The sequence below is a fragment of the Actinokineospora sp. UTMC 2448 genome (assembly GCF_024760565.1).
Classification (GTDB): domain Bacteria; phylum Actinomycetota; class Actinomycetes; order Mycobacteriales; family Pseudonocardiaceae; genus Actinokineospora; species Actinokineospora fastidiosa.
Genome location: NZ_CP031087.1, coordinates 4999301 through 5021277 on the forward strand (window position 1 = coordinate 4999301; position 21977 = coordinate 5021277).

22 protein-coding genes and 1 riboswitch are annotated in these 21977 nt (G+C 72.2%); of the genes, 4 read left to right on the plus strand and 18 right to left on the minus strand.

Annotated features, from left to right (window positions below; translation table 11 throughout):
- Positions 1–13 precede the first annotated feature (13 nt).
- The 9 genes from Actkin_RS22640 to Actkin_RS22680 form a co-directional block, all read right to left on the minus strand.
- Positions 14–1375, minus strand: coding sequence for an L-serine ammonia-lyase (locus Actkin_RS22640; RefSeq protein ID WP_189211413.1), 1362 nt, complete (start codon positions 1373–1375; stop codon positions 14–16).
- Positions 1376–1436: 61 nt separating this feature from the next.
- Positions 1437–2708: a serine hydroxymethyltransferase gene (glyA, locus tag Actkin_RS22645; RefSeq protein ID WP_258904191.1), complete on the minus strand. Its 1272-nt coding sequence runs from the start codon at positions 2706–2708 to the stop codon at positions 1437–1439.
- Positions 2709–2710: 2 nt separating this feature from the next.
- A complete protein-coding gene (gcvH, locus tag Actkin_RS22650) occupies positions 2711–3091 on the minus strand; it encodes a glycine cleavage system protein GcvH (protein WP_189211415.1) in 381 nt (126 codons plus the stop codon).
- Between the two features lie 20 nt (positions 3092–3111).
- A complete protein-coding gene (gene gcvT / locus Actkin_RS22655; RefSeq protein ID WP_258904192.1) occupies positions 3112–4188 on the minus strand; it encodes a glycine cleavage system aminomethyltransferase GcvT in 1077 nt (358 codons plus the stop codon).
- A gap of 255 nt (positions 4189–4443) precedes the next feature.
- Positions 4444–4535: riboswitch (glycine riboswitch) on the minus strand.
- Positions 4536–4569: 34 nt separating this feature from the next.
- Positions 4570–5292: an energy-coupling factor ABC transporter ATP-binding protein gene (locus tag Actkin_RS22660; RefSeq protein WP_189211417.1), complete on the minus strand. Its 723-nt coding sequence runs from the start codon at positions 5290–5292 to the stop codon at positions 4570–4572.
- On the minus strand, positions 5289–6026 hold the full coding sequence (cbiQ, locus tag Actkin_RS22665) for a cobalt ECF transporter T component CbiQ (RefSeq protein ID WP_258904193.1): 738 nt from the start codon (positions 6024–6026) through the stop codon (positions 5289–5291). The genes Actkin_RS22660 and cbiQ overlap by 4 nt, the downstream gene beginning before the upstream one ends.
- Positions 6023–6349: a PDGLE domain-containing protein gene (locus Actkin_RS22670; RefSeq protein ID WP_189211419.1), complete on the minus strand. Its 327-nt coding sequence runs from the start codon at positions 6347–6349 to the stop codon at positions 6023–6025. Before Actkin_RS22670 ends, cbiQ begins: the two co-directional genes overlap by 4 nt.
- Positions 6346–7035: an energy-coupling factor ABC transporter permease gene (locus tag Actkin_RS22675; protein WP_258904195.1), complete on the minus strand. Its 690-nt coding sequence runs from the start codon at positions 7033–7035 to the stop codon at positions 6346–6348. Before Actkin_RS22675 ends, Actkin_RS22670 begins: the two co-directional genes overlap by 4 nt.
- Before the next feature lie 109 nt (positions 7036–7144).
- Positions 7145–8269: a helix-turn-helix domain-containing protein gene (locus Actkin_RS22680; protein WP_258904196.1), complete on the minus strand. Its 1125-nt coding sequence runs from the start codon at positions 8267–8269 to the stop codon at positions 7145–7147.
- Between the two features lie 215 nt (positions 8270–8484).
- Between Actkin_RS22680 and Actkin_RS22685 the strand changes: the two genes are divergently transcribed.
- From Actkin_RS22685 to Actkin_RS22695, 3 genes are all read left to right on the plus strand, one after another.
- Positions 8485–9030 carry a hypothetical protein gene (locus tag Actkin_RS22685; protein WP_258904197.1) on the plus strand — a complete coding sequence of 182 codons (546 nt, stop codon included), beginning with the start codon at positions 8485–8487 and terminating at the stop codon, positions 9028–9030.
- A gap of 194 nt (positions 9031–9224) precedes the next feature.
- Positions 9225–9911 (plus strand): hypothetical protein, encoded by a 687-nt coding sequence (locus Actkin_RS22690; RefSeq protein ID WP_258904198.1) that lies wholly within the window; start codon positions 9225–9227, stop codon positions 9909–9911.
- The gene (locus Actkin_RS22695; protein WP_258904199.1) at positions 9908–10567 is read left to right on the plus strand and encodes an extensin family protein; all 660 of its coding nucleotides are present in this window, start codon (positions 9908–9910) and stop codon (positions 10565–10567) included. The genes Actkin_RS22690 and Actkin_RS22695 overlap by 4 nt, the downstream gene beginning before the upstream one ends.
- Before the next feature lie 71 nt (positions 10568–10638).
- On the opposite strand, the gene Actkin_RS22700 is transcribed toward Actkin_RS22695, so the two are convergent.
- From Actkin_RS22700 to Actkin_RS22710, 3 genes are read right to left on the minus strand one after another with little or no spacing between them, the layout of a single operon-like run.
- Entirely contained in the window at positions 10639–11712 is a 1074-nt protein-coding gene (locus tag Actkin_RS22700; RefSeq protein WP_258904200.1) for an alcohol dehydrogenase catalytic domain-containing protein, read from the minus strand.
- Between the two features lie 23 nt (positions 11713–11735).
- Positions 11736–12887: an acyl-CoA dehydrogenase family protein gene (locus Actkin_RS22705; protein WP_258904201.1), complete on the minus strand. Its 1152-nt coding sequence runs from the start codon at positions 12885–12887 to the stop codon at positions 11736–11738.
- Between the two features lie 9 nt (positions 12888–12896).
- Positions 12897–14048, minus strand: coding sequence for an acyl-CoA dehydrogenase family protein (locus Actkin_RS22710; protein ID WP_258904202.1), 1152 nt, complete (start codon positions 14046–14048; stop codon positions 12897–12899).
- A 117-nt stretch (positions 14049–14165) separates the two neighbouring features.
- Between Actkin_RS22710 and Actkin_RS22715 the strand changes: the two genes are divergently transcribed.
- Positions 14166–14792, plus strand: a complete 627-nt coding sequence (locus tag Actkin_RS22715; protein WP_258904203.1) for a TetR/AcrR family transcriptional regulator C-terminal domain-containing protein — start codon at positions 14166–14168, stop codon at positions 14790–14792.
- Between the two features lie 18 nt (positions 14793–14810).
- On the opposite strand, the gene Actkin_RS22720 is transcribed toward Actkin_RS22715, so the two are convergent.
- From Actkin_RS22720 to Actkin_RS22745, 6 genes are all read right to left on the minus strand, one after another.
- Positions 14811–15620 carry a poly(ethylene terephthalate) hydrolase family protein gene (locus Actkin_RS22720; RefSeq protein WP_258904204.1) on the minus strand — a complete coding sequence of 270 codons (810 nt, stop codon included), beginning with the start codon at positions 15618–15620 and terminating at the stop codon, positions 14811–14813.
- A gap of 110 nt (positions 15621–15730) precedes the next feature.
- Positions 15731–16567 (minus strand): sigma-70 family RNA polymerase sigma factor, encoded by an 837-nt coding sequence (locus tag Actkin_RS22725; RefSeq protein WP_189211432.1) that lies wholly within the window; start codon positions 16565–16567, stop codon positions 15731–15733.
- 118 nt (positions 16568–16685) lie between these two features.
- On the minus strand, positions 16686–17282 hold the full coding sequence (locus tag Actkin_RS22730) for a GTP-binding protein (protein WP_229786986.1): 597 nt from the start codon (positions 17280–17282) through the stop codon (positions 16686–16688).
- On the minus strand, positions 17263–17772 hold the full coding sequence (locus tag Actkin_RS22735) for a DUF742 domain-containing protein (protein WP_189211433.1): 510 nt from the start codon (positions 17770–17772) through the stop codon (positions 17263–17265). The genes Actkin_RS22730 and Actkin_RS22735 overlap by 20 nt, the downstream gene beginning before the upstream one ends.
- Positions 17773–17779: 7 nt before the next feature.
- Entirely contained in the window at positions 17780–18220 is a 441-nt protein-coding gene (locus Actkin_RS22740) for a roadblock/LC7 domain-containing protein (RefSeq protein ID WP_189211434.1), read from the minus strand.
- Positions 18221–18257: 37 nt separating this feature from the next.
- Entirely contained in the window at positions 18258–21461 is a 3204-nt protein-coding gene (locus tag Actkin_RS22745) for a sensor histidine kinase (RefSeq protein ID WP_258907973.1), read from the minus strand.
- Positions 21462–21977: the final 516 nt, after the last annotated feature.

Genomic DNA, 21977 nt, shown 5'->3' on the forward strand with positions numbered 1-21977 from the left:
CGTCAGGCCGTGATCAGCACTCGATCACGTTCAGCGCGAGCCCGCCGCGCGCGGTCTCCTTGTACTTCGTGTGCATGTCGGCGCCGGTCTCGCGCATGGTCTTGATGACCTTGTCGAGGTGCACGACGTGCGTGCCGTCGCCCTGCAGCGCCATCCGGGAGGCGTGGATCGCCTTGGTGGAGCCGACCGCGTTGCGCTCGATGCACGGGATCTGGACCAGGCCGCCGACCGGGTCGCAGGTCAGCCCCAGGTGGTGCTCCAGCGCGATCTCGGCGGCGTTCTCCACCTGCGCGACGCTGCCGCCGCGCACGGCCGTCAGCCCGGCGGCTGCCATCGCGGCGGCCGAGCCGACCTCGCCCTGGCAGCCGACCTCGGCGCCGGAGATCGAGGCGGTCTCCTTCAGCACCACGCCGACCGCGGCCGCGGTGAGCAGGAAGTCGACGACGCCGTCGTCGGACGCGCCGGGGATGAACTTGGCGTAGTAGTGCAGGACCGCGGGGATGATGCCCGCCGCGCCGTTGGTCGGGGCGGTGACGACCCGGCCGCCCGCGGCGTTCTCCTCGTTGACCGCCAGCGCGAACAGGCTCACCCAGTCCATGACGTAGAGCGGGTCGTGCGCGCCGTCCTCGGAGAGCAGCTTCTCGTGCAGCGCCTTCGCCCGGCGCGGCACCCTCAGCCCGCCCGGCAGCACGCCCTCGGCCGCGCAGCCGCGCTCCACGCAGTCGCGCATGACCGCCCAGATGGCCAGCAGCCCGGAGCGGACCTCGGCCTCGGTGCGCCAGGACAGCTCGTTGGCCAGCATGACCCCGGCGACGGACAGCCCCGAGGACTCGCAGTGCGCCAGCAGTTCCGCTGCCGTGCGGAAGGGGTAGGCGACCGGCGTGGTGTCCGCGGAGATCACCGGGCCGTCCGCGGAGGACTCGTCCTTCACAAAGCCGCCGCCCACGGAGTAGTACGTGCGCGCGGCCAGTTCCGCGCCGGAGGCGTCGTAGGCGGCGAACGTCATCCCGTTGGGGTGCAGCGGAAGCGACTTGCGGCGGTGCAGCACGAGGTCGTCGTCGAAGGAGAACGGGATCTCGTGGGCGCCCAGCAGGGAGATCCGCCCGGACGAGCGGATCGCCTCGACCCGGGCGGGGACGGACGCGGTGTCGACGTCCTCGGGCCGCTCCCCCTCCAGCCCCAGCAGCACGGCCTTGTCGCTGCCGTGCCCGTGCCCGGTCGCGCCGAGCGAGCCGAACAGCTCGCAGCGGACCCGGGCGACCCGGGGGAGATCGATGCCGGAGACGAACATCAGGGCGGCCCGCATGGGGCCGACGGTGTGCGAGCTCGACGGCCCGATACCGATGCTGAACAGATCGAAGACGCTGACGGCCACGACGTTGGGACCTTCCACACTACGCCGGGTGGGGCCGGGTCACGGCCCCACCCGGTCGGGCTCAGCCCAGCTCTGGATAGAGCGGGCGGCGCTTGACCAGCAGGTCCACGCGCTCGCGCAGGGCCTGCTTGGTCGCCTCGTCGAAGTCGGGACGAAGCGCGATGGCGATGATGTCGGCGACCTCGGCGAAGTCCTCGGCGTCGAACCCCCGGGTGGCCAGCGCGGGCGTGCCGATGCGCAGCCCGGAGGTGACCATCGGGGGGCGCGGGTCGAACGGGACCGCGTTGCGGTTGACCGTGATGCCGACCGAGTGCAGCCGGTCCTCGGCCTGCTGGCCGTCCAGCGACGACTCGACCAGGTCGACGAGCACCAGGTGCACGTCCGTGCCGCCGGAGGACAGCTTGACGCCGACCTCGCGGCAGTCCGGCCGGGACAGCCGCTCGGCGAGGATCTTCGCCCCCTCCAGCACGCGGCGCTGGCGCTCGGCGAACTCCTCGGACGCGGCGATCTTGAACGAGACCGCCTTGGCCGCGATGACGTGCTCCAGCGGGCCGCCCTGCTGGCCGGGGAACACCGCGGAGTTGACCTTCTTGGCCAGCTCCTTGGTGCACATGACCACGCCGCCGCGGGGTCCGCCGAGGGTCTTGTGCGTGGTGGTGGTCACCAGGTGGGCGTGCGGGACCGGGCTGGGGTGCAGCCCGGCGGCGACGAGCCCGGCGAAGTGCGCCATGTCGACCATGAGCAGCGCCTCGACCGCGTCGGCGATCTCGCGGAACTTGGCGAAGTCGAGCTGGCGCGGGTAGGCCGACCAGCCCGCGATGATCAGCTTCGGCTTGTGCTCGGCGGCCAGCGCGGCGACCTCGTCCATGTCGACCAGGCCGGTGTCCTTGTCGACGTGGTAGGCGACCACGTTGTAGAGCTTGCCCGAGAAATTGATCTTCATGCCGTGCGTCAGGTGCCCGCCGTGGGCCAGGTCGAGGCCCAGGATGGTGTCGCCCGGCTTCAGCACCGCCATCATCGCCGCGGCGTTGGCCTGCGCGCCCGAGTGCGGCTGGACGTTGGCGTGCTCGGCGCCGAAGAGCGCCTTGACCCGCTCGATCGCCAGCGTCTCCACGACGTCGACGTGCTCGCAGCCGCCGTAGTAGCGGCGGCCCGGGTAGCCCTCGGCGTACTTGTTGGTCAGCACCGACCCCTGGGCCTCCAGCACGCCCAGCGGCGCGAAGTTCTCCGAGGCGATCATCTCCAGGGTGTTCTGCTGCCGACGCAGTTCGGCGTCGACCGCCGCGGCGACCTCGGGGTCGACCGTGGCGAGGTCGGCGGAGAAGGAGGTCATGTCTAGCCCTCTTCCTTGGTCAGCTCGGCGTAGCGCTCGGCGTCGAGCAGCTCCAGGTCGCCCGCGACGCGGAACCGGAACAGCCAGCCGTCGCCGAACGGGTCGGTGTTGACCAGCTCGGGGCTGTCGACGACGGCCTCGTTGATCTCGACGACCTCGCCGTCGGCGGGCGCGTACAGCTCGCTGACCGACTTGGTGGATTCGATCTCACCGCACGGCTGACCGGCCGTGAGGTTGTCGCCGACCGCGGGCAGCTGCACGTACACCACATCACCGAGCGCGTTGGCGGCGTATGCGGTGATGCCAACGGTAGCCGCCGCCGGGTCGGCGGCGTCGACCCACTCGTGCTCCTCCGTGTAGGACAGGTTCTGCGGGTTGCTCATGTCGGTGTCGACTCTCCTGGTCAGGCGGGACGCTGGTAGAAGGGCAGGGCCACGACCTCGACGGGGGCCTTCGCGCCCCGGATGTCGACGGTCAACGCCGTCCCCGGAGCGCTCAGCGCGGCGGGGACGTAGGCCATCGCGATCGGGTGCCCGAGGGTCGGCGAGAGCGCGCCGCTGGTGACAGTACCGACCTGGGCGGAATCGGCGTCGAGCACGGAGTACCCGTGTCGGGGGGCGCGCCTGCCCTCCCCGCGCAGGCCGACGAGCGCCCGGTCGGTCTCCTGGCGCCTCTCCAGCGCCGCGCGGCCGACGAACTCGGGCTTCTCGAACTTGACGACGCGGCCGAGACCGGCGTCGAACGGGGTCAGCTCGGCGGTGAGCTCGTTGCCGTAGAGCGGCATCCCGGCCTCGAGGCGCAGGGTGTCGCGGCAGGCCAGCCCGGCCGGGGTCGCGCCGCGCTCGGCGCAGGCTGCCCAGATCTCGGGCGCCTGCGCGGCCGTGGCGTAGATCTCGAAGCCGTCCTCGCCGGTGTAGCCGGTGCGGGCGAGCAGGACGTCGTGGCCCGCGGCGGTGGCGGGCATGCTCGCGTAATACTTCAGCCCGTCCAGCGTGGCGCCGGTCACCGCGGCGACGATCTCCGCCGACGTCGGGCCCTGCACGGCGATGAGCGCGTACTCCGCGGAGCGGTCGGTGACGGTGGCGTCGAAGTCGGCCGCCCGCTCGGTCAGCGCGGCGACGACGGTGGCCGCGTTGGAGGCGTTGGCGACGACCATGTACTCCTCGTCGGCCAGCCGGTAGACGACCAGGTCGTCCAGCACGCCGCCGTCCTCCGCGCAGAGCATCGTGTAGCGGGCCCTGCCGGGCTTGACCTTCGACAGCGTTCCGACCAGGGCGAAGTCCAGCGCCGCTGCGGCCTGCGGGCCGGTGACGGCGATCTCGCCCATGTGGCTGAGGTCGAACAGCCCGGACGCGGTCCGCACGGCCTTGTGCTCGGCCAGCTCGCTGCCGTACCGCAGGGGCATGGACCAGCCTGCGAAGTCGGTGAACGACGCGCCCAGCGACTGGTGGACCTCGTGCAGCGGGGAGGGTGTGCTCATGGCCTGGCTGGCTCCTTCGGCGCGCGGGAATCGAGACGGCAGCGTGCCACGGCGGACAGGCTGCCGCTGGGTGATGGGAGACGCGGCGAAGGCGGGCGGACTTCGGGCACCAGAGCTCCTGCGGTTCGACGGGTCGGGAGGACCCGCTTCGGTGGCGGAACTCCCCCTCTGTCATCGGCACCTGAGAGCTTCGCCGTCGAGACGGCTTGCACCGTGGGTGAGGCGCTGACCGCGCGCCTGCTTTCCAGAGTGGCCTGGCCTGGGACGGTAGCTTTACCTGAGAGATTCCGGGGAGTTTGCTCCTTCGGTGCCCCGCTCGCTGGCGGAGGCTCTCCCGTCCTGGCTCGTTGCGGCCCTATATGCGGTTGTGCAGGGCAGACACTAGTCCAGGCGGAACCCGAACGGAAGTTCCAACCGGTGCGCGGCCAGCAGCTCGGTGTCGGCGAGCAGGTCGCGGGTGGGTCCGTCGGCCACGACGACGCCGTTGTCGATCAGGACCGAGCGCGGGCACAGCTGCAGGGCGTAGGGCAGGTCGTGGGTGACCATGAGCAGGGTGCGGTCCAGGCCGAGCAGCACCTCGGCGAGCTCGCGGCGGGCCACCGGCTCGAGGTTGGCGCTGGGCTCGTCGAGCACCAGGATCTCCGGGTCGCAGGCCAGGACCGTGGCGAGCGCCACGCGCCTGCGCTGGCCGCCGGAGAGGTGCAGCGGCGAGCGGTCGGCGTGCTCGGTCATCCCGACGGCCGCCAGCGCCTGGTCGACACGCTCGGGGGGCAGGCCGAAGTTGGCCGGGCCGAAGGCGACGTCCTCCCGGACGGTGGGCATGAACAGCTGGTCGTCGGGGTCCTGGAAGACGATGCCGACGCGGCGGCGGATCTCCTTGAGGTTCGGCTTGGCCACCGCCAGCCCGCCGACCTCGACGCGGCCCGCGCCGGGCGTGTGGACGCCGTTGAGGTGCAGGACCAGGGTCGTCTTGCCCGCGCCGTTGGGGCCGAGCAGGGCCACCCGCTCGCCCCGGTCGACGCGCAGGTTGACGCCGAAGAGTGCCTGGTGCCCGTCGGGGTAGGCGTAGGCGAGGCCGTCGACCAGCAGGGCCGGTGGTGTCACAGCGTGCCGACCAGGACGACGGCCGCGGTCGCGGCCGGGACCAGCCCGGACAGCCAGGACAGCGGCCGGGCCGGACCGCCCGCGTCGGGCAGCGCGCCCGCGTAGCCGCGCGACACCATCGCCAGATGCACCCGTTCGCCCCTCTCGTAGCTGCGCAGGAACAGTGTGCCGATGCCGCGCGCGGTCGCGCCGACCTGCCACAGGAAGCGGGGGTCGTGGCCGCGGCTGATGCGGGCCAGCCGCATCCGGCGGGCCTCGGCGACGATGACCTCCAGGTACCGCAGCATGAGCGTGGCGATGGTCACGACCACCGACGGCGTGCGCAGCCGCTGCAGGCCGACGACCAGGTCGCGCGGCGTGGTCGTGGCCGCGAGGGTCAGCGAGGCGAGGACGCCGATGGTGCCCTTGGCCACGATGTTCCACCCCGCGAGCAGGCCGCCCACGGAGACCGAGACCCCCAGCACCTCGGTCTCCGGGCCGCCGCCGAGGAACGGCGCGGCCAGCGCGAGCACCACGAACGGCGTCTCGATCAGCGCGCGCTTCGCCATCCAGCCGGGCGGGATGGCCGCGACCACCCACACCGCGGCCAGCACGGCGAGGTACGCGCCGAACGCCCAGTACGCGGTGCGGTCGGTCGCGACGACGCACAGCACGAACGCCAGCGCGCCGACGATCTTCACCTGGGCCGGGAGCCGGTGGACCGGGCTGTCCCCGGGCCGGTGCAGCGGGTTCACCCCCGGGTCGGCGTCCGCCTGCGCAGCAGCCAGAACAGCCCGCCCGCGACGGCGACGGTGATCAGCACGCCGATCACGCCCGCCAGGCCGGTGGTCCCCTCTGCGCCGCTCACGGCGTAGTCGGCCAGCGGGCTCTCGGCGAGGTCGTGGTCGGTGGCGTTCTGCGCGACGCACTGGCCGGTCAGCCCGGCGTCGGTCTCCTCGCAGCCCTGCAGGGTGGCGTGGTCGAGGCCGTCCGGGCTGCTAGAGGCCAAATAGGACACCCCGCCCGCCAGCACCAGGGCGACGATCAGGAATCCGAAGAGGAACGTGCGGTTCTTCACGCCGACACCTCCAGCGGCCGCCGCTCGCCGCGCAGCAGGTAGACCAGGTCGGGCCGGACGGCGGCGATCGCGCCCACGGTCAGTGCGGTGATGATCCCCTCGCCGATGCCGATCAGGCAGTGCACGCCGACGACGGTGGTGGCGATGGTGCCGAGGTCGAACGCGGGGTCGCCGCCGATCGCGTACTCGGCCACGAACCCGAGCGACGCGACGACCGTGCTGGCGAACGCTGCGATGAACGCGGTCGCCACGAGCCCGCCCCTGCCCCTGCGGACGAGCCCGCGCAGCCCGAGCGCGACCAGGAATCCGACGGCGGTGCCGATGAGCGCGAGGTTGGTCACGTTGGCGCCGAGCGCGCTCAACCCGCCGTCGGCGAACACCAACGCCTGCACGACGAGCACGATCGCGATGCACAGCGCCCCCACCCACGGCCCCACCAGGATCGCCGCGAGCGCCCCGCCGAGCAGGTGACCGCTGACCCCGGGGAGGACGGGGAAGTTGAGCATCTGCACCGCGAAGATGAACGCCGCCACCAACCCGGCCATCGGCGCGGTCCGATCATCCAGCGCGCCGCGCGCCCGCACGAGGGCGAGCAGAACACCGACACCCCCGACGACGAGAAACAACACCGACGTCGGGGCGTCGAGCAGCCCGTCGCTCATGTGCATGGCGAGGGTGGCGGGCATGGCACCTCCCAGTGGGTTTGGGGATCGCCCCAGCTTAGATGCCACGACCTCGCTACCGCCAACATCTGGCCGTAGCGATGTCCTTGCGATCACCCCACCGACTGGCTGGCTACCGTTCGTGGTCGCTGACCAACAGGTGGACGTGGTCTACCCGGGCGTCCAGCCTGGTCGACTGCGCGCTGTCGGCCAGGGCACGCGCCCGGGCGATCACCTCGTTGGCCGCGCCGCGGTCCCCCGCCCGCGCGTAGGACTCGGCGAGCCACGACATATACAGCGCCCGCTCGCGAACGTGCTCGGCCGGATATTTCTCTATGACCGCGGAAAGGAGCGGTGCGGCATTGCGCGGGTCACCGAGTTCGACCATGCAGCGTCCGGCCATGACCGCGATTTCGTCGCGATTCACCCAGTACACCCATTCGGGCTCCTCGATAGAGGGTGACCGCCGCTCGTAAACGTCGTCCACCGCGTCCAAGGCGCGTCGGGTCCCCTCACGGTCTCTCGACCTGGCGGACGCCCAAGCCACTCTTTCCCACAACAAGGCCCGCACGACCGGCGTCGCGCGTCGAGCTCCAGCGGCGGCCGTGCGGGCGAGCAAAGCGGCGTCCACGGGATTCCCGACGTTGGCGATCTGATAACTCAGACAGGACAGCAGCTGCGCCACCAGAACGTCGTCGCCCGCCTCCCGCGCCGCGGAGACGCCGGACAGATAGACGCGCTGCGCTTCCCGATACCGACCCGCGTCGCTGGCCACCCATCCGGCGAGTTGCGCTAGTTCGCCCACCACTGTCAGCAAGCGCCGGCTCGTCCTTGCGTCGTACGCGGCAGTCTGGATCGTCTGTTGGGCGTCGAGAAGCTCGTTGCGCACCAAAGGGAACAGCTCGCGTCCGCCTATCACGTCGTCGAGGTTGCGCAACCGCACCACCCTGGTCTCCAGTGCCGTCGCCAGCTCCGCTCCCACCCGACGCCCGGAGTCGAGGTGGGCCTTGGCCGGGGAATCGGACACCAACCATTCATGCGCCGCCCGCAGTGGATCGCCCATCGGCCCATACAGCGCGGACTCCGGAACGTCGAGGGCACGGGCGTAGGCCGTGACGTGCTCGGGCTTGATCATGCGCTTGCCGGTTTCCAACTGACCGAGGTACGGCTTGCTGTAGTGGGTGCGCTCCGCCATCGCGGACAGGCTCACTCCCGCCGCCACACGGGCCGCCCTGAGCATCGCGCCGAGGTTGTCCACGTCGATTCCTTTGCAGACTCTTGCAGACGGCCACATTCTTCCTGTCGCGCTCCGTATTCGCCACGATACAGGAAGCGGCCGCCTCGCGAACGGAGATCCGGCGCCGCGTCGAACAAACAACGGAAAAGGGTGCTGGGATTATGTCGGGGAAGCCAACGGTCCCCTATGTCGCGGCGTGGAGCGGCGAACGCGTCTTGCCCACCGTGGTTGTGCCTATGGCCAGCGGCGCGGGGATCCGGTATCGGGATGAGACCGTGGGCGATCGGGATGGGAACGGCGTTCTCTGGGCGCGGATGGAGTCCCGTCCGGGTGTGGGCAGGCCGGTTTTCGGCAACGTCCACTCGCTGCGGCAGCGGCGGGTGATGCGGCGACTGCTGTGCCAGGTGTGCGCGGGCCCGCCTGATCGAAACGACGACGGCGTGTTGTGGGTGCTGCCCGACTACCGCGATGACTGGCCAGGCTGGCCCGATGGCATGGCGACCTACGACGCCCCGGTCTGCCTGCCGTGCGCTCGGATCTCGGCTCGGGTGTGCCCTGGTTTGCGCGGCCGGATGGTGTGCGTTCGGTCCAAGTGCCATCCGGTTGTCGGGGTTCGTGGAGCGCTTCACGTGGTCGGGGCGCTGGGGATGGTCGCGATGGAGGACATCATCGTGGCCTTCGATGATCCGGCGGTTCGGTGGGTTGTCGCGCAGCACCTGGTGCGACAACTCGGTGAATGCGTCGTCGCCAGTGGGAATGTCCTGGGCTGTTCGGGTGATTGAGGGGCGCCGGTGGTGGTTGTTGAGATGTTGCAGACCGCGTGGCAAGCACGTGAGCTTCTTACTCTCGCCGAGGAGCGCAGCAGATGGTCGATCGTCGGTTATGTAGGCGCACTTTCCTCTCCCTGACAGCCGCAACAGCCGCAACCGCCGCCGTCTCCGCTGTTGGCGGTGGTGCTTCAGCCCAAGCGTCCCCCGTGATCGACCGTGCCGCCGGGCCGGTGGGTGGGCGGGTGCTCGCCCTCAGCGGGGGCGCCTGGGTGCTGGCCGACGAGACCGGCGCCGTCCCGACCCGGGGGCTCGACGGGGCGGACGTCATTGCCGTGGCGGCGGGCTTCGTCGCCGTTGGCGCCCACGGTGGGAAGGCCGCCATCTGGGAGTCGGCCGACGGCCTTGGCTGGACCGCGGCCGGCAGGCGCAACGAGCCGCACGCGGTGTTCACCGCGGTCGGGGCGGGGCCGAGGGGGACTCTGGTCCTCGGCTCGCTGCTCTCCGAGGAGGGCACGCCCGTGCGGGCCGTAGCCGCCATCCGCACGCAGTCGCGGGACTGGCTGACGCTGCCGGTGCGGGGGCTCAGCGACGGGCTCGCCGTCACCGCGGTCATCGGGCACGCCGACGGCTGGACGGCCGCCGCCGTCGACCTGCACGGCTCCGTCGTCTTCCACTCCCCCGACGGCATCGCGTGGACCCAGGGCGCCACCGTGCCCGCGAGCGCGGTCCGCGAACTCGTCGGCGACCGCTGGACGGGCAACGCGCTGGATGACACCGCGCCCGTGCGGGGAACCCTCGCTGGCGACCGCGAGGTCGTCGCCGTCCCGCGCGACGCGCACGCCGTCGGCGGCGGCTTCTGGCTCACCCGCGGCACCCTGGTGAGGGAGCGATGATCACCTTCAGCCGCATCGACGGCACCCCCGTCTACTACTGGCGCTCCAACCGGGGCAACACCACCCTGCGCAACTGGCAGTGCACGCAGGCGTTCTACGACTCCCTGGTGCTCTGGATCCGCGACCTGCGCTCGCTGTCCAGCGGGTACGGCAGCATCACCTACCTGGTCTCCGCCGGGTTCTACGTGAACAAGCCCGGCCAGCACGGCGCGGGGACCGCCATGGACCTCGACCACGTGCGCTGGTCCGGCGGCCAGGTCAGCTCGCCGCTGGACCGCCACCACTCCTCCGGCACCCAGTCGCTGCGCCGCCGCTACCTGGCCGTGGACGCCGTCTGCCGCCGCCGCTTCCGCTACGCCCTCGACGGCTGGTACAACGCCGACCACGAGGACCACATCCACGCCGACTTCGCGGGCCTGCCGACCGTCTGCCAGAAGGGCTCCCGCAGCGACACCGTCTTCGTCCAGGCGATGTGCAACAACTTCATGGGCTCCGGCCTATCCGTCGACGGCGACTGGGGCCCCCTGACCCAGAGCGCCTTCACCACCGCCAAGGCCCGCCTGGGCATCAGCGGCGACCCGCACACCAGCACCACGGCCTGGCGCGCCATGCTCTCCGGCATCGCCCGCCACGGCTTCGCCAACCAGGCCATCTGAACGACGGAGGGCCTGCCCGGGTGCTCACGCCGGGCAGGCCCTCCTCCATCCCAGAGCCCCGATAGCCCTGTCTACGGGATAACGAGCGTCCGCCCGCCACGACCCGCACGCATCTCGGCGAAGGCGTTCTCGATCCCCGACAGGTCCGTGCGGGCCGTGATCAGCGAGGACGCGTCCAGCTGGCCGGTGCGGACCCAGTCGAGCACGCGGGGGACGTCCACGTCGGGGTCGATCTCGCCGTAGACGCAGCCGCTGAGGGTGCGGCCGAACCAGTACAGCTCCAACGCGCTGAACTCGACCTTGGCCTTCGCCGAGCCGACGCCGACGACCACGACGTGGCCGCCGCGCCTGCTGGCCGACCAGGCAGTGCGGATCGCGGCCGGGTGGCCGACGCACTCGATCACCACGTCCGCGCCGCGCCCGCCGGTCAGGGCGCGCACGGCCTTGCCCGCCTTCTCGTCGGACCGGACGAAGTCCGTGGCGCCGTGGGCCATGGCCAGCTCGGCCTTGTCCTGCACGTCCAGCGCGACGATCGGCCCGGCGCCCGCGATCCGGGCCGCCTGCAGCACGGACAGCCCGACGCCGCCGAGCCCGACGACCGCCACCGACTGGCCCGGCCGCACGCGCGCGGTGTTGAACACCGCGCCCGCGCCGGTCAGCACGGCGCAGCCCAGGACTGCCGCCTCGGCCAGCGGGATGTCGGACGGGATCTTGATCGCGCCGCCCGCTGGCACGATCGTCTCCTCGGCGAAGGCGCCCGCGCCCAGCCCGGGGTACAGCTCGGCGCCGTCGGGCAGGGTCGCGTGCGAGGTGTCCGACCAGTCGGCCCGCTCGCACAGGTGCGGTTCGCCGATTTCGCAGAACCAGCACTCGCGGCAGGGCGGGGACCAGTTCAGCAGCACGTGGTCGCCGGGGGCGACGCTGGTCACCCCCTCCCCCACCGCCACGACCGTGCCCGCGCCCTCGTGGCCCAGCACCGCCGGGACGGGCTGGCGCAGCGTGCCGTTGGCCAGCGACAGGTCCGAGTGGCACACGCCCGCCGCGGCGACGCGCACCTTCACCCGGCCCGGCCCCGGCTCGCCGACGACGATGTCGGTGACCTCCAGCTGCGTGCCCTGCTCCGCCAGCACCGCGGCCCTGACCATGTGCGCTCCTCCCTGCGTGTGCGTCACCCGAGTGTTCCCGACACCCGCGCGTGCCCCTTCAGCAGGTTGCGGGCGATCGTGCGGCGCTGGATCTCGTCGGTGCCCTCGTAGATGCGCAGCAGCCGCAGCTCCCGGTACCAGCGCTCGACGGGCAGCTCCCGGGTGTAGCCCATGCCGCCGTGGATCTGCAGGACCCGGTCGACGATCTCGTTGGCCTTCACGCCGCCGTACAGCTTGGCCATGGACTGCGCGTGCCGGGAGTCCGCGCCCCGGTCGACCAGCCACGCGGCGTGCAGGACCAGCCAGCGCAGCGCCTCGATCTCCACCGCGGAGTCGGCGATCATCCACTGGATGGCCTGCCGGTCGGCGATGGGCGCGCCGAAGGTCACCCGGGTGCGGGCGTGCTCCATGGCCATCTCGACCAGCCGCTCGCACGCGCCCAGCGCGCGGGCGGGCAGCAGGTAGCGGCCCCGGCCGATCCACTTCATCGCCAGGTCGAAGCCCTTGCCCACCTCGCCGAGCACGTTGGCGCCCGGCACCCGGACGTCCTCGAAGACCAGCGCCGCCGGTCCCCACTCGCCCATGGTGTCGATCGGCTCGGAGCGCCAGCCGTCGGCGCGGTCGGCCAGGAAGCAGGTGACGCCCTCGTCGGTGCGGGCGAACACCATCGCGAAGTCGGCCTCGTTGCCGCCGGTGATGAACGTCTTCTCGCCGTTGATGACCCAGTCGTCGCCGTCGCGGCGGGCCGTGGCGCGGATGGCGCGCGCGTCGGACCCGGCGCCCGGCTCGCTGATGGCGAAGCACGAGCGGCGCTCACCGGCGATCGTCGGCAGCAGGTAGCGCTCGCGCTGCTCGTCGTTGGCGTAGTAGAGGATGTTGTCGGCGTGGCCGCCGAAGCGGAACGGGACGAACGAGCGCCCCAGCTCCGCCTCGATGAGCGCGGTCAGCACCGCGCCCAGCCCCATCCCGCCGTACTCCTCGGGCGTCTGCACGCCCCAGAACCCGGACTCCCTGGCCTTGAGCTGCAGCTCGCGCAGCTCGTCGGCGGCCAGGCCCGGCAGATGCGCGCGCTCGCGGCGCAGCACCTCCGGCTCGAGCGGGGCGATCTCCTTGCGCACGAAGGTGCGCACCCAGTCGCGGACCTGGGTCTCCTCGTCCGACAGCGCGAAATCCATGTGTCCGTCCTATGTGAACGCGTTCAGGCCGGTCAGCGCGCGGCCGATCAGCAGCTTCTGGATCTGGCTGGTGCCCTCGTAGAGGGTCATGACCCGGGCGTCGCGCAGGTACTTGGCGACCGGGTACTCGTCGAGGTAGCCGTAGCCGCCGAAGACCTGGATCGCCAGGTTGGCCGCGTTGACGGCGTTCTCGCTGGCGAACAGCTTCGCCATCGACGCGGCGGTGCCGAAGGGCTGCTCGCGCTCGACGAGGTCGGCCACGCGCCAGACGAGCAGGCGCGCGGCGTCGGTGTTGACGGCCATGTCGGCCAGCATCTGCTGCACGAGCTGGTAGGACGCGATCGGCTTGCCGAACTGCGTGCGCTCCTTGGCGTACTGCACGCTGGCGTCCAGCGCTCCCTGGGCGAGGCCGACGCAGCCGGACGCCACCGACATCCTGCCCTTGTCCAAAGCGGACATCGCGATCTTGAAGCCGACGCCCTCGTCGCCGAGCCGGTTCTCCACCGGCACCCGGACGCCGTCGAGCGCCAGCTCGCCGGTGGACTGCCCGCGCAGCCCGAGCTTGCCCTTGATCTCGGTGTGCGCGAAGCCCTCCGCCGCGGTCGGGACGAGGAACGCGCTGATCCCCTTGGGGCCGGGCCCGCCGGTGCGGGCGAAGATCAGCGCCACGTCGGCCCACGTGCCGTTCGTGATGAACATCTTCGAGCCGGTGATCACGTACTCGTCGCCGTCGCGGACCGCGCGGGTCGACAGCGACGCGGCGTCGGAGCCGGTGTCCGGCTCGGTCAGGCCGAAGCACGCCAGCGACTCCCCGGAGCACAGCCCGGGCAGCCACCGCTGCTTCTGCTCGTGGGTTCCCCACGCGGCGATCGACTTGCCGACCAGGCCGAGGGAGACGCTGACGATCCCGCGGATCGCCGAGTCGCCTCGGCCCAGCTCCTCCATCATCAGGCAGTACGAGAGCGTGTCGCCGCCGGAGCCGCCGTACTCCTCGGGGACGGTCATGCCCAGGAACCCGACCGCGCCGAGCTTGCCGACGATCGCGCGGTCCACCTGCTCGCGGCGGTCCCACTCCCGGGTGTTGGGCACGACCTCCCGGTCGATGAAGTCCCGCGCCAGGTCCCACAGCGCCTGCTGCTCGTCGGTGAGCGAGAGGTCCATGCGTGCCGTCCCTCATAAACCGTACGGTGTTAGGTAACCTGAGGATAGGATCGCCGAGGACGCGCGGGCAACCGCGCCCGGACGTGACCTGGGAGACAGCGTGATCTGGGACCGGCAGTGCCCCGCCCGCCCACACCGCTGCTGAGCCGCGAGCGCATCCGCTCGCGCGCGCTCGCTCTGGTGGATGCCGACGGCCTGACCGGCCTGTCGATGCGCAGGCTGGCCGCGGAGCTGGGCGTGCAGGCGCCGTCGCTGTACTCGCACTACAAGACCAAGGACGAGCTGCTGCAGGACATCGCCGACGGGATCATGGAGGCGGTCGACACCAGCGCGTTCGCCCTTGACTGGCGCTCCGGCCTGCGCACCTGGGCGCGGTCCTACCGGGCGGCGCTGGCCGCGCACCCCAACATGGTCCCGGTGCTGGCCACCGGACCGGCCCGGCGCGAGGTCTCGCTGGCCCGCGCCGACGCCGTCCACGGCGGCCTCGTCGCCGCGGGCTGGCCGCCGCGCTACGCCACGATGATCGGCGCGTCCACCAAGTACCTGGTGCTGGGCGCGGCGATCAGCTCGTTCTCCCGCGGCTTCGAGGACGACGTGCAGGTCTACGTCGACCGCTACCCGCACCTCACCCAGGCCCACCGGCTGCGCGAGCACGCCGACCAGATCGACGCCGACTCCTTCGAGCTGGCCCTCGACGCCTTCCTCACCGGCCTCGACGCCCTGCGGGCCACCCTCGTGCCGTGAGGGTGGCCCGCCCGCGGGTCACATGTTCTTCCGCAGCACGTCCCACTCCGTGGAGCACAGCCCGCAGTCCGGCCCGACGAACTGGGCACGGCTGGCCGCCTCGCCCTTGAGCTGCCACTTCAGCCAGTGCCCGCCGACCCGGCCGAACTCGCCGCCGTTGGGCTCGGCGAAGGTGCCGTAGTGGCCGACGTCCAGGTTGCCCATGAACGCGGGCAGGCCCGCGGGCAGCCGCCGCCAGTCGTCCATCGCGTTCCCGTGGGCGATGTCCTCGGGGCCGCCGATGAAGTAGGCGATCGGGGCGTGGAGCCCCTGGAGCAGGTGGTTCTGCGAGTCGCGCAGCAGGCCGCTGTTCCACAGCACCGTGGTGGTGATCCGCGGGTCGTCGGCGACCTCGTAGGTCTCGATGCCGCACGACTGGCCCATCACCGCGATCCTGGTGGTGTCGATGCGGCCGTAGTAGCGGCTGCGGACCCGGGAGTTCTCCGCCACCGCCCAGTCGATCGCCTCGACCAGCATGTCGGAGCTGGTGGAGCCCCAGCCGCCCGGCCTGCCGTTGGCGATGACCAGGAACCCGTGCGACGCCCATTCGGTCAGGACGTTCTCGAACCAGGTGCCGTCCGCGCGGCAGGCGCCGTTGCCCCACGCGACGATCGGCAGCCGCACGCCCGCGGGGAGCGTGTTCGGCCGGTAGATGGTGTGGTCCGGCAGGCGGTAGGAGGTTTCGTAACCGGCCGGGTAGGGGCCGCTTCCGCCCGCCACCGCGGGCGCCGCGCCGGTGATCAGTGCTGCCAGGACAAGGACGCTGAGAATCGCACCGCGCAATCGCATTGGCTTCTCCGTTGCCGTGGGTGAGTGCGACGTCGCGGGAGAACTCTCGCGGACACGGCGGGGTCACGGCCAGTGACGCGCTGCGACACCGGCCAAAGTGCCGATACCCGCTAGCCGAGCACCTCCAGGTCGAGCAGGGCCAGGCGGTCGGGGTCGGTGAGGATGTCCATCGCGGTGATGCGGCCGTCGGCGACGGTGAACGAGGCCACCGAGAAGACCTTGCCGTCGGCCAGGGCCACCGCGCCCGCGCCGCCGTTGACCAGGGCGGGGACGGTGTGCATGGCCAGGCGCGCGAAGGCCACCGCGCCGCGGGACACCGCGTCGACGCCGCGCAGGACCGAGGTGGGGCCGTGCTCACCGCCGTCGGCGCGGATCACCACGTCCGGGTGCAGGACGGCGACCAGGGCGGCGAGGTCGCCGCCCCGGGAGGCGGCGAGGAAGGCGTCGACCACCGCGCGCTGCTCGGCCACCGGCGTCTCCGGCACGGGCGCGCCCTGCACGCGCCTGCGCGCCCGGCTGGCCAGCTGGCGGGTCGCCGCGGGCGACTTGTCCACGATCGGCGCGATCTCGTCGAAGGGCACGGCGAAGAGGTCGTGCAGCACGAAGGCCAGGCGTTCGGCGGGCGTCAGCGTCTCCAGCACGACCAGCAGGGCGATGCTCACCGAGTCGGCCATCAGCGCCGACTCCTCCGGCTGCGGGCCGTCCGCCGGGGCGACGACCGGGTCGGGGACGTACACCTCGCGCTTGCGCGCGCGCAGCATGTTCAGCGCGACGCGGGCGACCACCGTGGTCAGCCACCCGCCGAGGTTGTGCACCTCGGTGTCCGAGCGGCTCACCCGCAGCCAGGTCTCCTGGACCGCGTCGTCGGCCTCGGCCAGGGAGCCCAGCATCCGGTGCGCCACCGAGCGCAGGTGCGGCCGGTACTGCTCGAACTGCGTCGCGTCCATCAATCCATCCTCCGTCGCCTCGTCACACCGCTGACACGCGGGGTGGGACGGATGTGACGGCGCGGGTCGGACGGGAAGGACGGAGCCGGGATCGGCCGGGTGACCGATCGCCAGGGAGTCAGCCGACCCCGGCTCCGTGGAGGGCCACCCAGCGGCGCATCGAGTACTCCACCATCGTGATGAGGGTGTTCTTCACCGACTCGCGCTCGCGGGCGTCGCAGGGCACGATCGGCACCTCGTGCGGGATGGCCAGGGCGTCCCTCACCTCCTCGACGTCGTGGTTCAGGTGACCGTCGAAGCAGTTCAGGCCGATGATGTAGGGCAGGTTCCGCTCCTCGAAGAAGTCGATCGGGGAGAACGAGTCGGCCAGGCGGCGGGTGTCGGCCAGCACCACCGCGCCGATGGCCCCGCGCACCAGGTCGTCCCACATGAACCAGAAGCGCTGCTGGCCGGGCGTGCCGAACAGGTAGAGCACCAGGTCGGAGTCCAGCGACACCCGGCCGAAGTCCATGGCCACCGTCGTCGTCGACTTGTTCGGCGTGGCGGCGATGTCGTCGATGCCCGCGCTGGCGCTGGTCATGACCGCTTCCGTCGTCAGCGGCATGATCTCCGAGACCGACCCGACGAAGGTGGTCTTGCCCGCGCCGAAGCCGCCTGCGACGACGATCTTCACCGAGGTCAGGGTCGGCGCGGGGTCAAAGTCGACGGAGTCCACTCAGTACCCTTTCCATCAACACCAGGTGCGCCCGGTTGGCGCCGCCGGTTGCGGTCTTGTGCACGGTGACCAACCCGAGCTGGGCCATGTCGCCCAGCAGCACCTTGGCCACACCCAGCGGCGCGCCGAGCAGCGTGGCCACCTCGGCCACCGACCGGGGCTCCCGGCACAGCTCGCCGATGGCCCGGTGCTCGGACTCGGCGAACGCGGACGCGTCGGCGGCGCGCGGGCTCGTCGACACCATGGTCTCCAGCCGCAGCTCGAAGTTGGACCGGGTGCGGCCCCGCGTCCAGGCGTACGGCCGGACGATGGCGGCCTGCTCGGCCGCGTCCGGCAGGCGGACCATCGGCACCGACTCCGCGTCCGGCCACTGCGGCTCGACCGGTCGCGCGGGCCTGGGGTCCACATCGGACCGTCCCTTGGCGCGCTTGCGCGATCGGGTGAGCCCGTTCATCACGTCGGCGATGGTCGGCTCGTGCTCGCTGCTCATGTCGCGGTCATGCGGGCTGCCCCACCATCCTCCCGGCCGCGCCCTGCAGCGCCGCGCGCAGCTCCGGGGTCAGCAGCTGGCCGACCCGGTCGACCAGCAGGGTCATCTCGTAGGCGACCTGCCCGATGTCGCAGGTGGGGGCCGCGAGAACCGCTAAACACGACCCGTCCCCGATGGCCATCAGCAGCATGATGCCGCGCTCCATCTCGACCACCGTCTCGCGCACGGAGCCCGCCTCGAAGCAGCGGGCAGCGCCCTGGGTGAGGCTGATGATCCCGGAGGCGACCGCGGCCAACTGGTCGGCGCGGTCCACCGGCAGCCGGTTGGACGAGGTGAGCAGCAGACCGTCCGCGGACACCACAACGGCGTGCGCGACTCCGGTCACCCGCTCCGCGAAGTCGTTGACCAGCCAGCCGAACCGGCTTGGCTTGGACTGCGTGGACGTCATCGTGCTCCATTCGGTGGTGGGGCTGGGCGAGCGGGCGTCACGCATCGCCGTCGCCCTCGTGATCGACACGCCCGGACTGGCCTGCGCCGGAGGACGCCGACCCGGCGGGCACGCCCCGCTGCGCGAGGCTGTCGCGGCCGCGGTCGAGGCCCCGCTGGAACCCGGAGAGCCGGGAGCGCAGCGCCTCGGCGTCGCGCTCCACCCGGGGCCCGGACGCGGGGGCCGCGGTCTCCAGGCTGCCCGGGAGCAGCCGCTCGCGCGGCGTGCGCCGGGGCAGCCCGGTGGGCGTGGTGGCGGCCGGGACCGACCGGGCCACCGCGTCGGCGGCCTGCCAGCCCACGTCCGCGGCGAAGCGCCAGCGCGCGCCGCGCAGGTCGAGGCTGTCCGGCGTGCCGTGCGCGGGCCCGGTGTGGTGCACACCGCGGGCGCGGTGCACGCCGCGCTGGTAGCTCGACAGGCGGTCGCGCAGGTCGTGCGCGCTGCGCTGGGCGAACGAGGGGCGGTGGTGCACGCGCGTGTCCACGCTGCCCGGCACCAGGTTCCGCCGCGGGGTGCGCCGGGGCAGGCCGGAGTCGGTGTACTCCTCGGCCTCGGCGGACGAGACGGTCCGCGCGGTGCGGAACCCGGTGTCCGCGGCGAAGTCCCAGGCGTTGTCCGGGGCGTCGGAGACCGCGCGGAACCAGGCGGACACCATCTCGTCGAAGATCGGCGTGGTCTCGTGCACCGCGGGCGGGCGCTCGTGCACCACCGTGGTGTCCCACCAGCCGGTGTCGGTCGCCTTCGGCTCGGCCGGGCTGAACAGCGCGTCGCCGACGTCGTCCGGGGCGGTCTCCGGGAGGTTCTGCGTGACCTCGGCGTCCACCGGCTTGCGCGGCTGCCTGCGCGGCAGCGGCGCGGGCTCGGCGGTGTCCGGCTCGGACGGCGCGGGCGCCTCGGCGACGGTGTCGATCGGCTTGTCCGGCATGGACGCGCCGTCGCCCGGCGAGAGCAGTTCGAGAAGGTCCGCTGTGGACGGTCCGTCGACGACGGTGGTCTCCACCGGGGTCCACGGGGCGAACGGGTCGACGCCGGGGACCGGGGAGCCGTTGGCGTGCCCGTTGGTGTGGCCGTTCGTGCGGCGGGGCAGCGCGTCGGGCTCGGCGGCGGGGCCGTGGGCGCGCCGGGGCTCGGGGCCGTGCCCGTTGGTCCCGTTCACCCCGTTGGTCCCGTTCACCCCGTTCACCGTGGTCTCCGGCGCGGGCGGGGCGGCGGGGGCGGGCAGGACGGGGACCCGGGCGGGCTCGGGGGGCGCGGTCAGGTCGGCGGGCACGGTGATGATGGCCCGCATGCCCTGCCCGATCGCCGGTTCCAGCCACACCCGCACGCCGAGCCGGGCGGCGAGCCTGCCGACGACGAACAGGCCCATCCGGCGCGAGGTGGACGCGTCGACAGCGCCCGCGTCGGCGAGCCGGGCATTGGCCTCGGCCAGCTCGGTCGGGGTCAGGCCGATGCCGCGGTCGGCGATCTCCACCCGGATCGCGCCGCCGGGGCTGTGGTGGCTGGAGACCGTCACCTGGGTGGCGGGGGCGGAGAACGCGGTCGCGTTGTCCAGCAGCTCGGCGGTGAGGCGCACGATGTCGCCGACGGCGTAGCCGACGACCAGCACGTTCGCGGGCGGCTGGATGACGACGCGCTGGTACTGCTCGATCTCGGAGACCGCGGCGCGCAGCAGGTCGGCGAGCGGGGCGGGCAGGCTGGCCCTGCGCACCAGGTCGGCGCCGGAGAGCACCATCAGGTTCTCGTTGTTGCGGCGCATCCGGGTGGCCAGGTGGTCGAGCTGGAACAGCACGGCCAGCTGGTCGGCGTCCTCCTCGTCGCGCTCCAGCCGCTCTAGCAGGTGCAGCTGGCGCTGGACCAGGCCCTGGCTGCGGCGGGAGAGGTTGACGAAGACGTCGCTGTAGTTGGCCCGCAGGCCCGCCTGCTCGGTGGCCAGCTTGAGCGCCTGCCGGTGCACCGCGTCGAAGGCGCGGGCCACCTCGCCGACCTCGTCGCCGGTGGTGATGGGGACCGGGTCGATCTCGGGTTCGGCAGGCAGGTTCTTGCCGCCGCGGATGCGCTCGACGGCCGCGGGCAGCGACTCCTCGGCGACCCGGAACGCCTCGCGGCGCAGCAGTCGCAGCGAGGTGAGCAGCTGGCGGCCGATGGTGATGATGACCGCCGCGGCGATCACCAGGGCGACGGTGAGCACGACCGACGCCAGGCCCGCGCCGTCGCTGGCCGCGTCCCGCATGGCCTCCGAGCGGGTGATGATCTCCCGGCCGAGGGTGCCGCTGACGTTGCTGATGCGGCCGGAGGTCAGCTCGGAGGCGCCGTTCCAGTCGACCGAGGTGATCGGCAGCGGCACGCCGACCGGCGGCAGCGTCTCGGCCTCGCCGCCGACGACCAGCCGCAGCAGGCCGACCCGGGCGGCGACGCCGGGCACGTCGAGCATCCGGTCGAACTCGGCGCGCTGGGCGGGGGTGGCCACGGCGCGGAACTCGCGGACGTGCTCGTCGTAGCGGGCCTGCGAGCTGCGCAGCGCCTCCAGCTCGGCCGCGGACAGCCCGCCGCGGGCGATGCCCATGGCGACCAGGGCCTGCTGGTAGTAGACGGCCTCCTTGGCCGCCTCCAGGTGGTGCAGCGCGCCCGCGGTGCCGGACAGGCCCGGGTCGGCGATCTCCTCGGCGGCGGCGCGGTCGAAGGCCAGCAGCGACTCGATGACCGCGGTGTACCCGGCCAGCGCCGACGCGCCGTCGATCTCCCGCTCGGCGACGCGGGCGCGCAGCCCGTCCAGCTCGCCGAGGCGGGTGAGGGCGGCGGCGTGCCGGTCGGCGGTGGCGGGGTTGGCGAACTCCGCGCGCTCGACCGAGCGGACCAGGTTCGCGCGGGCGGCGTCGGCGCTGCGCTGCTCGGCGGTGAGCTCGGAGGTGATGTCCCGGGTGCCGCCGGTGAGCAGCGTCGCGGCCTTGGTGCGCTCGCGCTGCAGCCAGGTGAGGACTTTGCGCAGGTCGTCGTTGACCACGACCAGGCGGTCGACCCTGCGGAAGGAGTCGGCGGTGTCGATCTGCCCGCCGATGGTCAGCCCGCCGAGCACGATGGCGAACACGACGGGGACGAGGATGACGGCGCTGAGCTTGACCGGGAGGTTCCAGTCGCGCCACCGGGTGATGGTGGACCACCGAGTGGCTTCCCCACCCTCGGTGCTCTCGGTCTTGGACGCCATGTCGGTCACGCTCGGCCCCTTACGCATCGTCGGCCGTATCGGCTTCGCCGCGTCACGGGGAATAACAGCCTCACCGCACAGCTCCCTTCCGTGACAGATTCCAGGCAGCACTGATTTCCGACAGCGCCCGCGGTCCCCAGCGGCCGATCCGGCCGCGGACCGCTCGCCCTACTTCCCGGCGGCGACAACGTGGCAGAAGACTACCGGAATCGCCCACTCGGGAAAGCCTCTCGATCTCTCGCCTTTGACCTGGGAAAACGAGCCGTTAACCGGCGCAGGCGGCCCCGATCCGCCGGTCAAGATCGCGTCGTGGTCACCCTTCGCGGTTGTTTGGCCGACTTAATCGCTAGATCGGGCTACATCCGCGGGCGCGTCGTCCCTCGTCGGAGCCCAGGTCAGGCCCACATGCAACTCCCACGACGCAAGGTGACCGATCGATTCACCACTAAGTGTGAGATCGCCTGGGCCCGCGTATCCATACCAGACCGTCATCGTTCCGTGATCTCACGGCTCCGA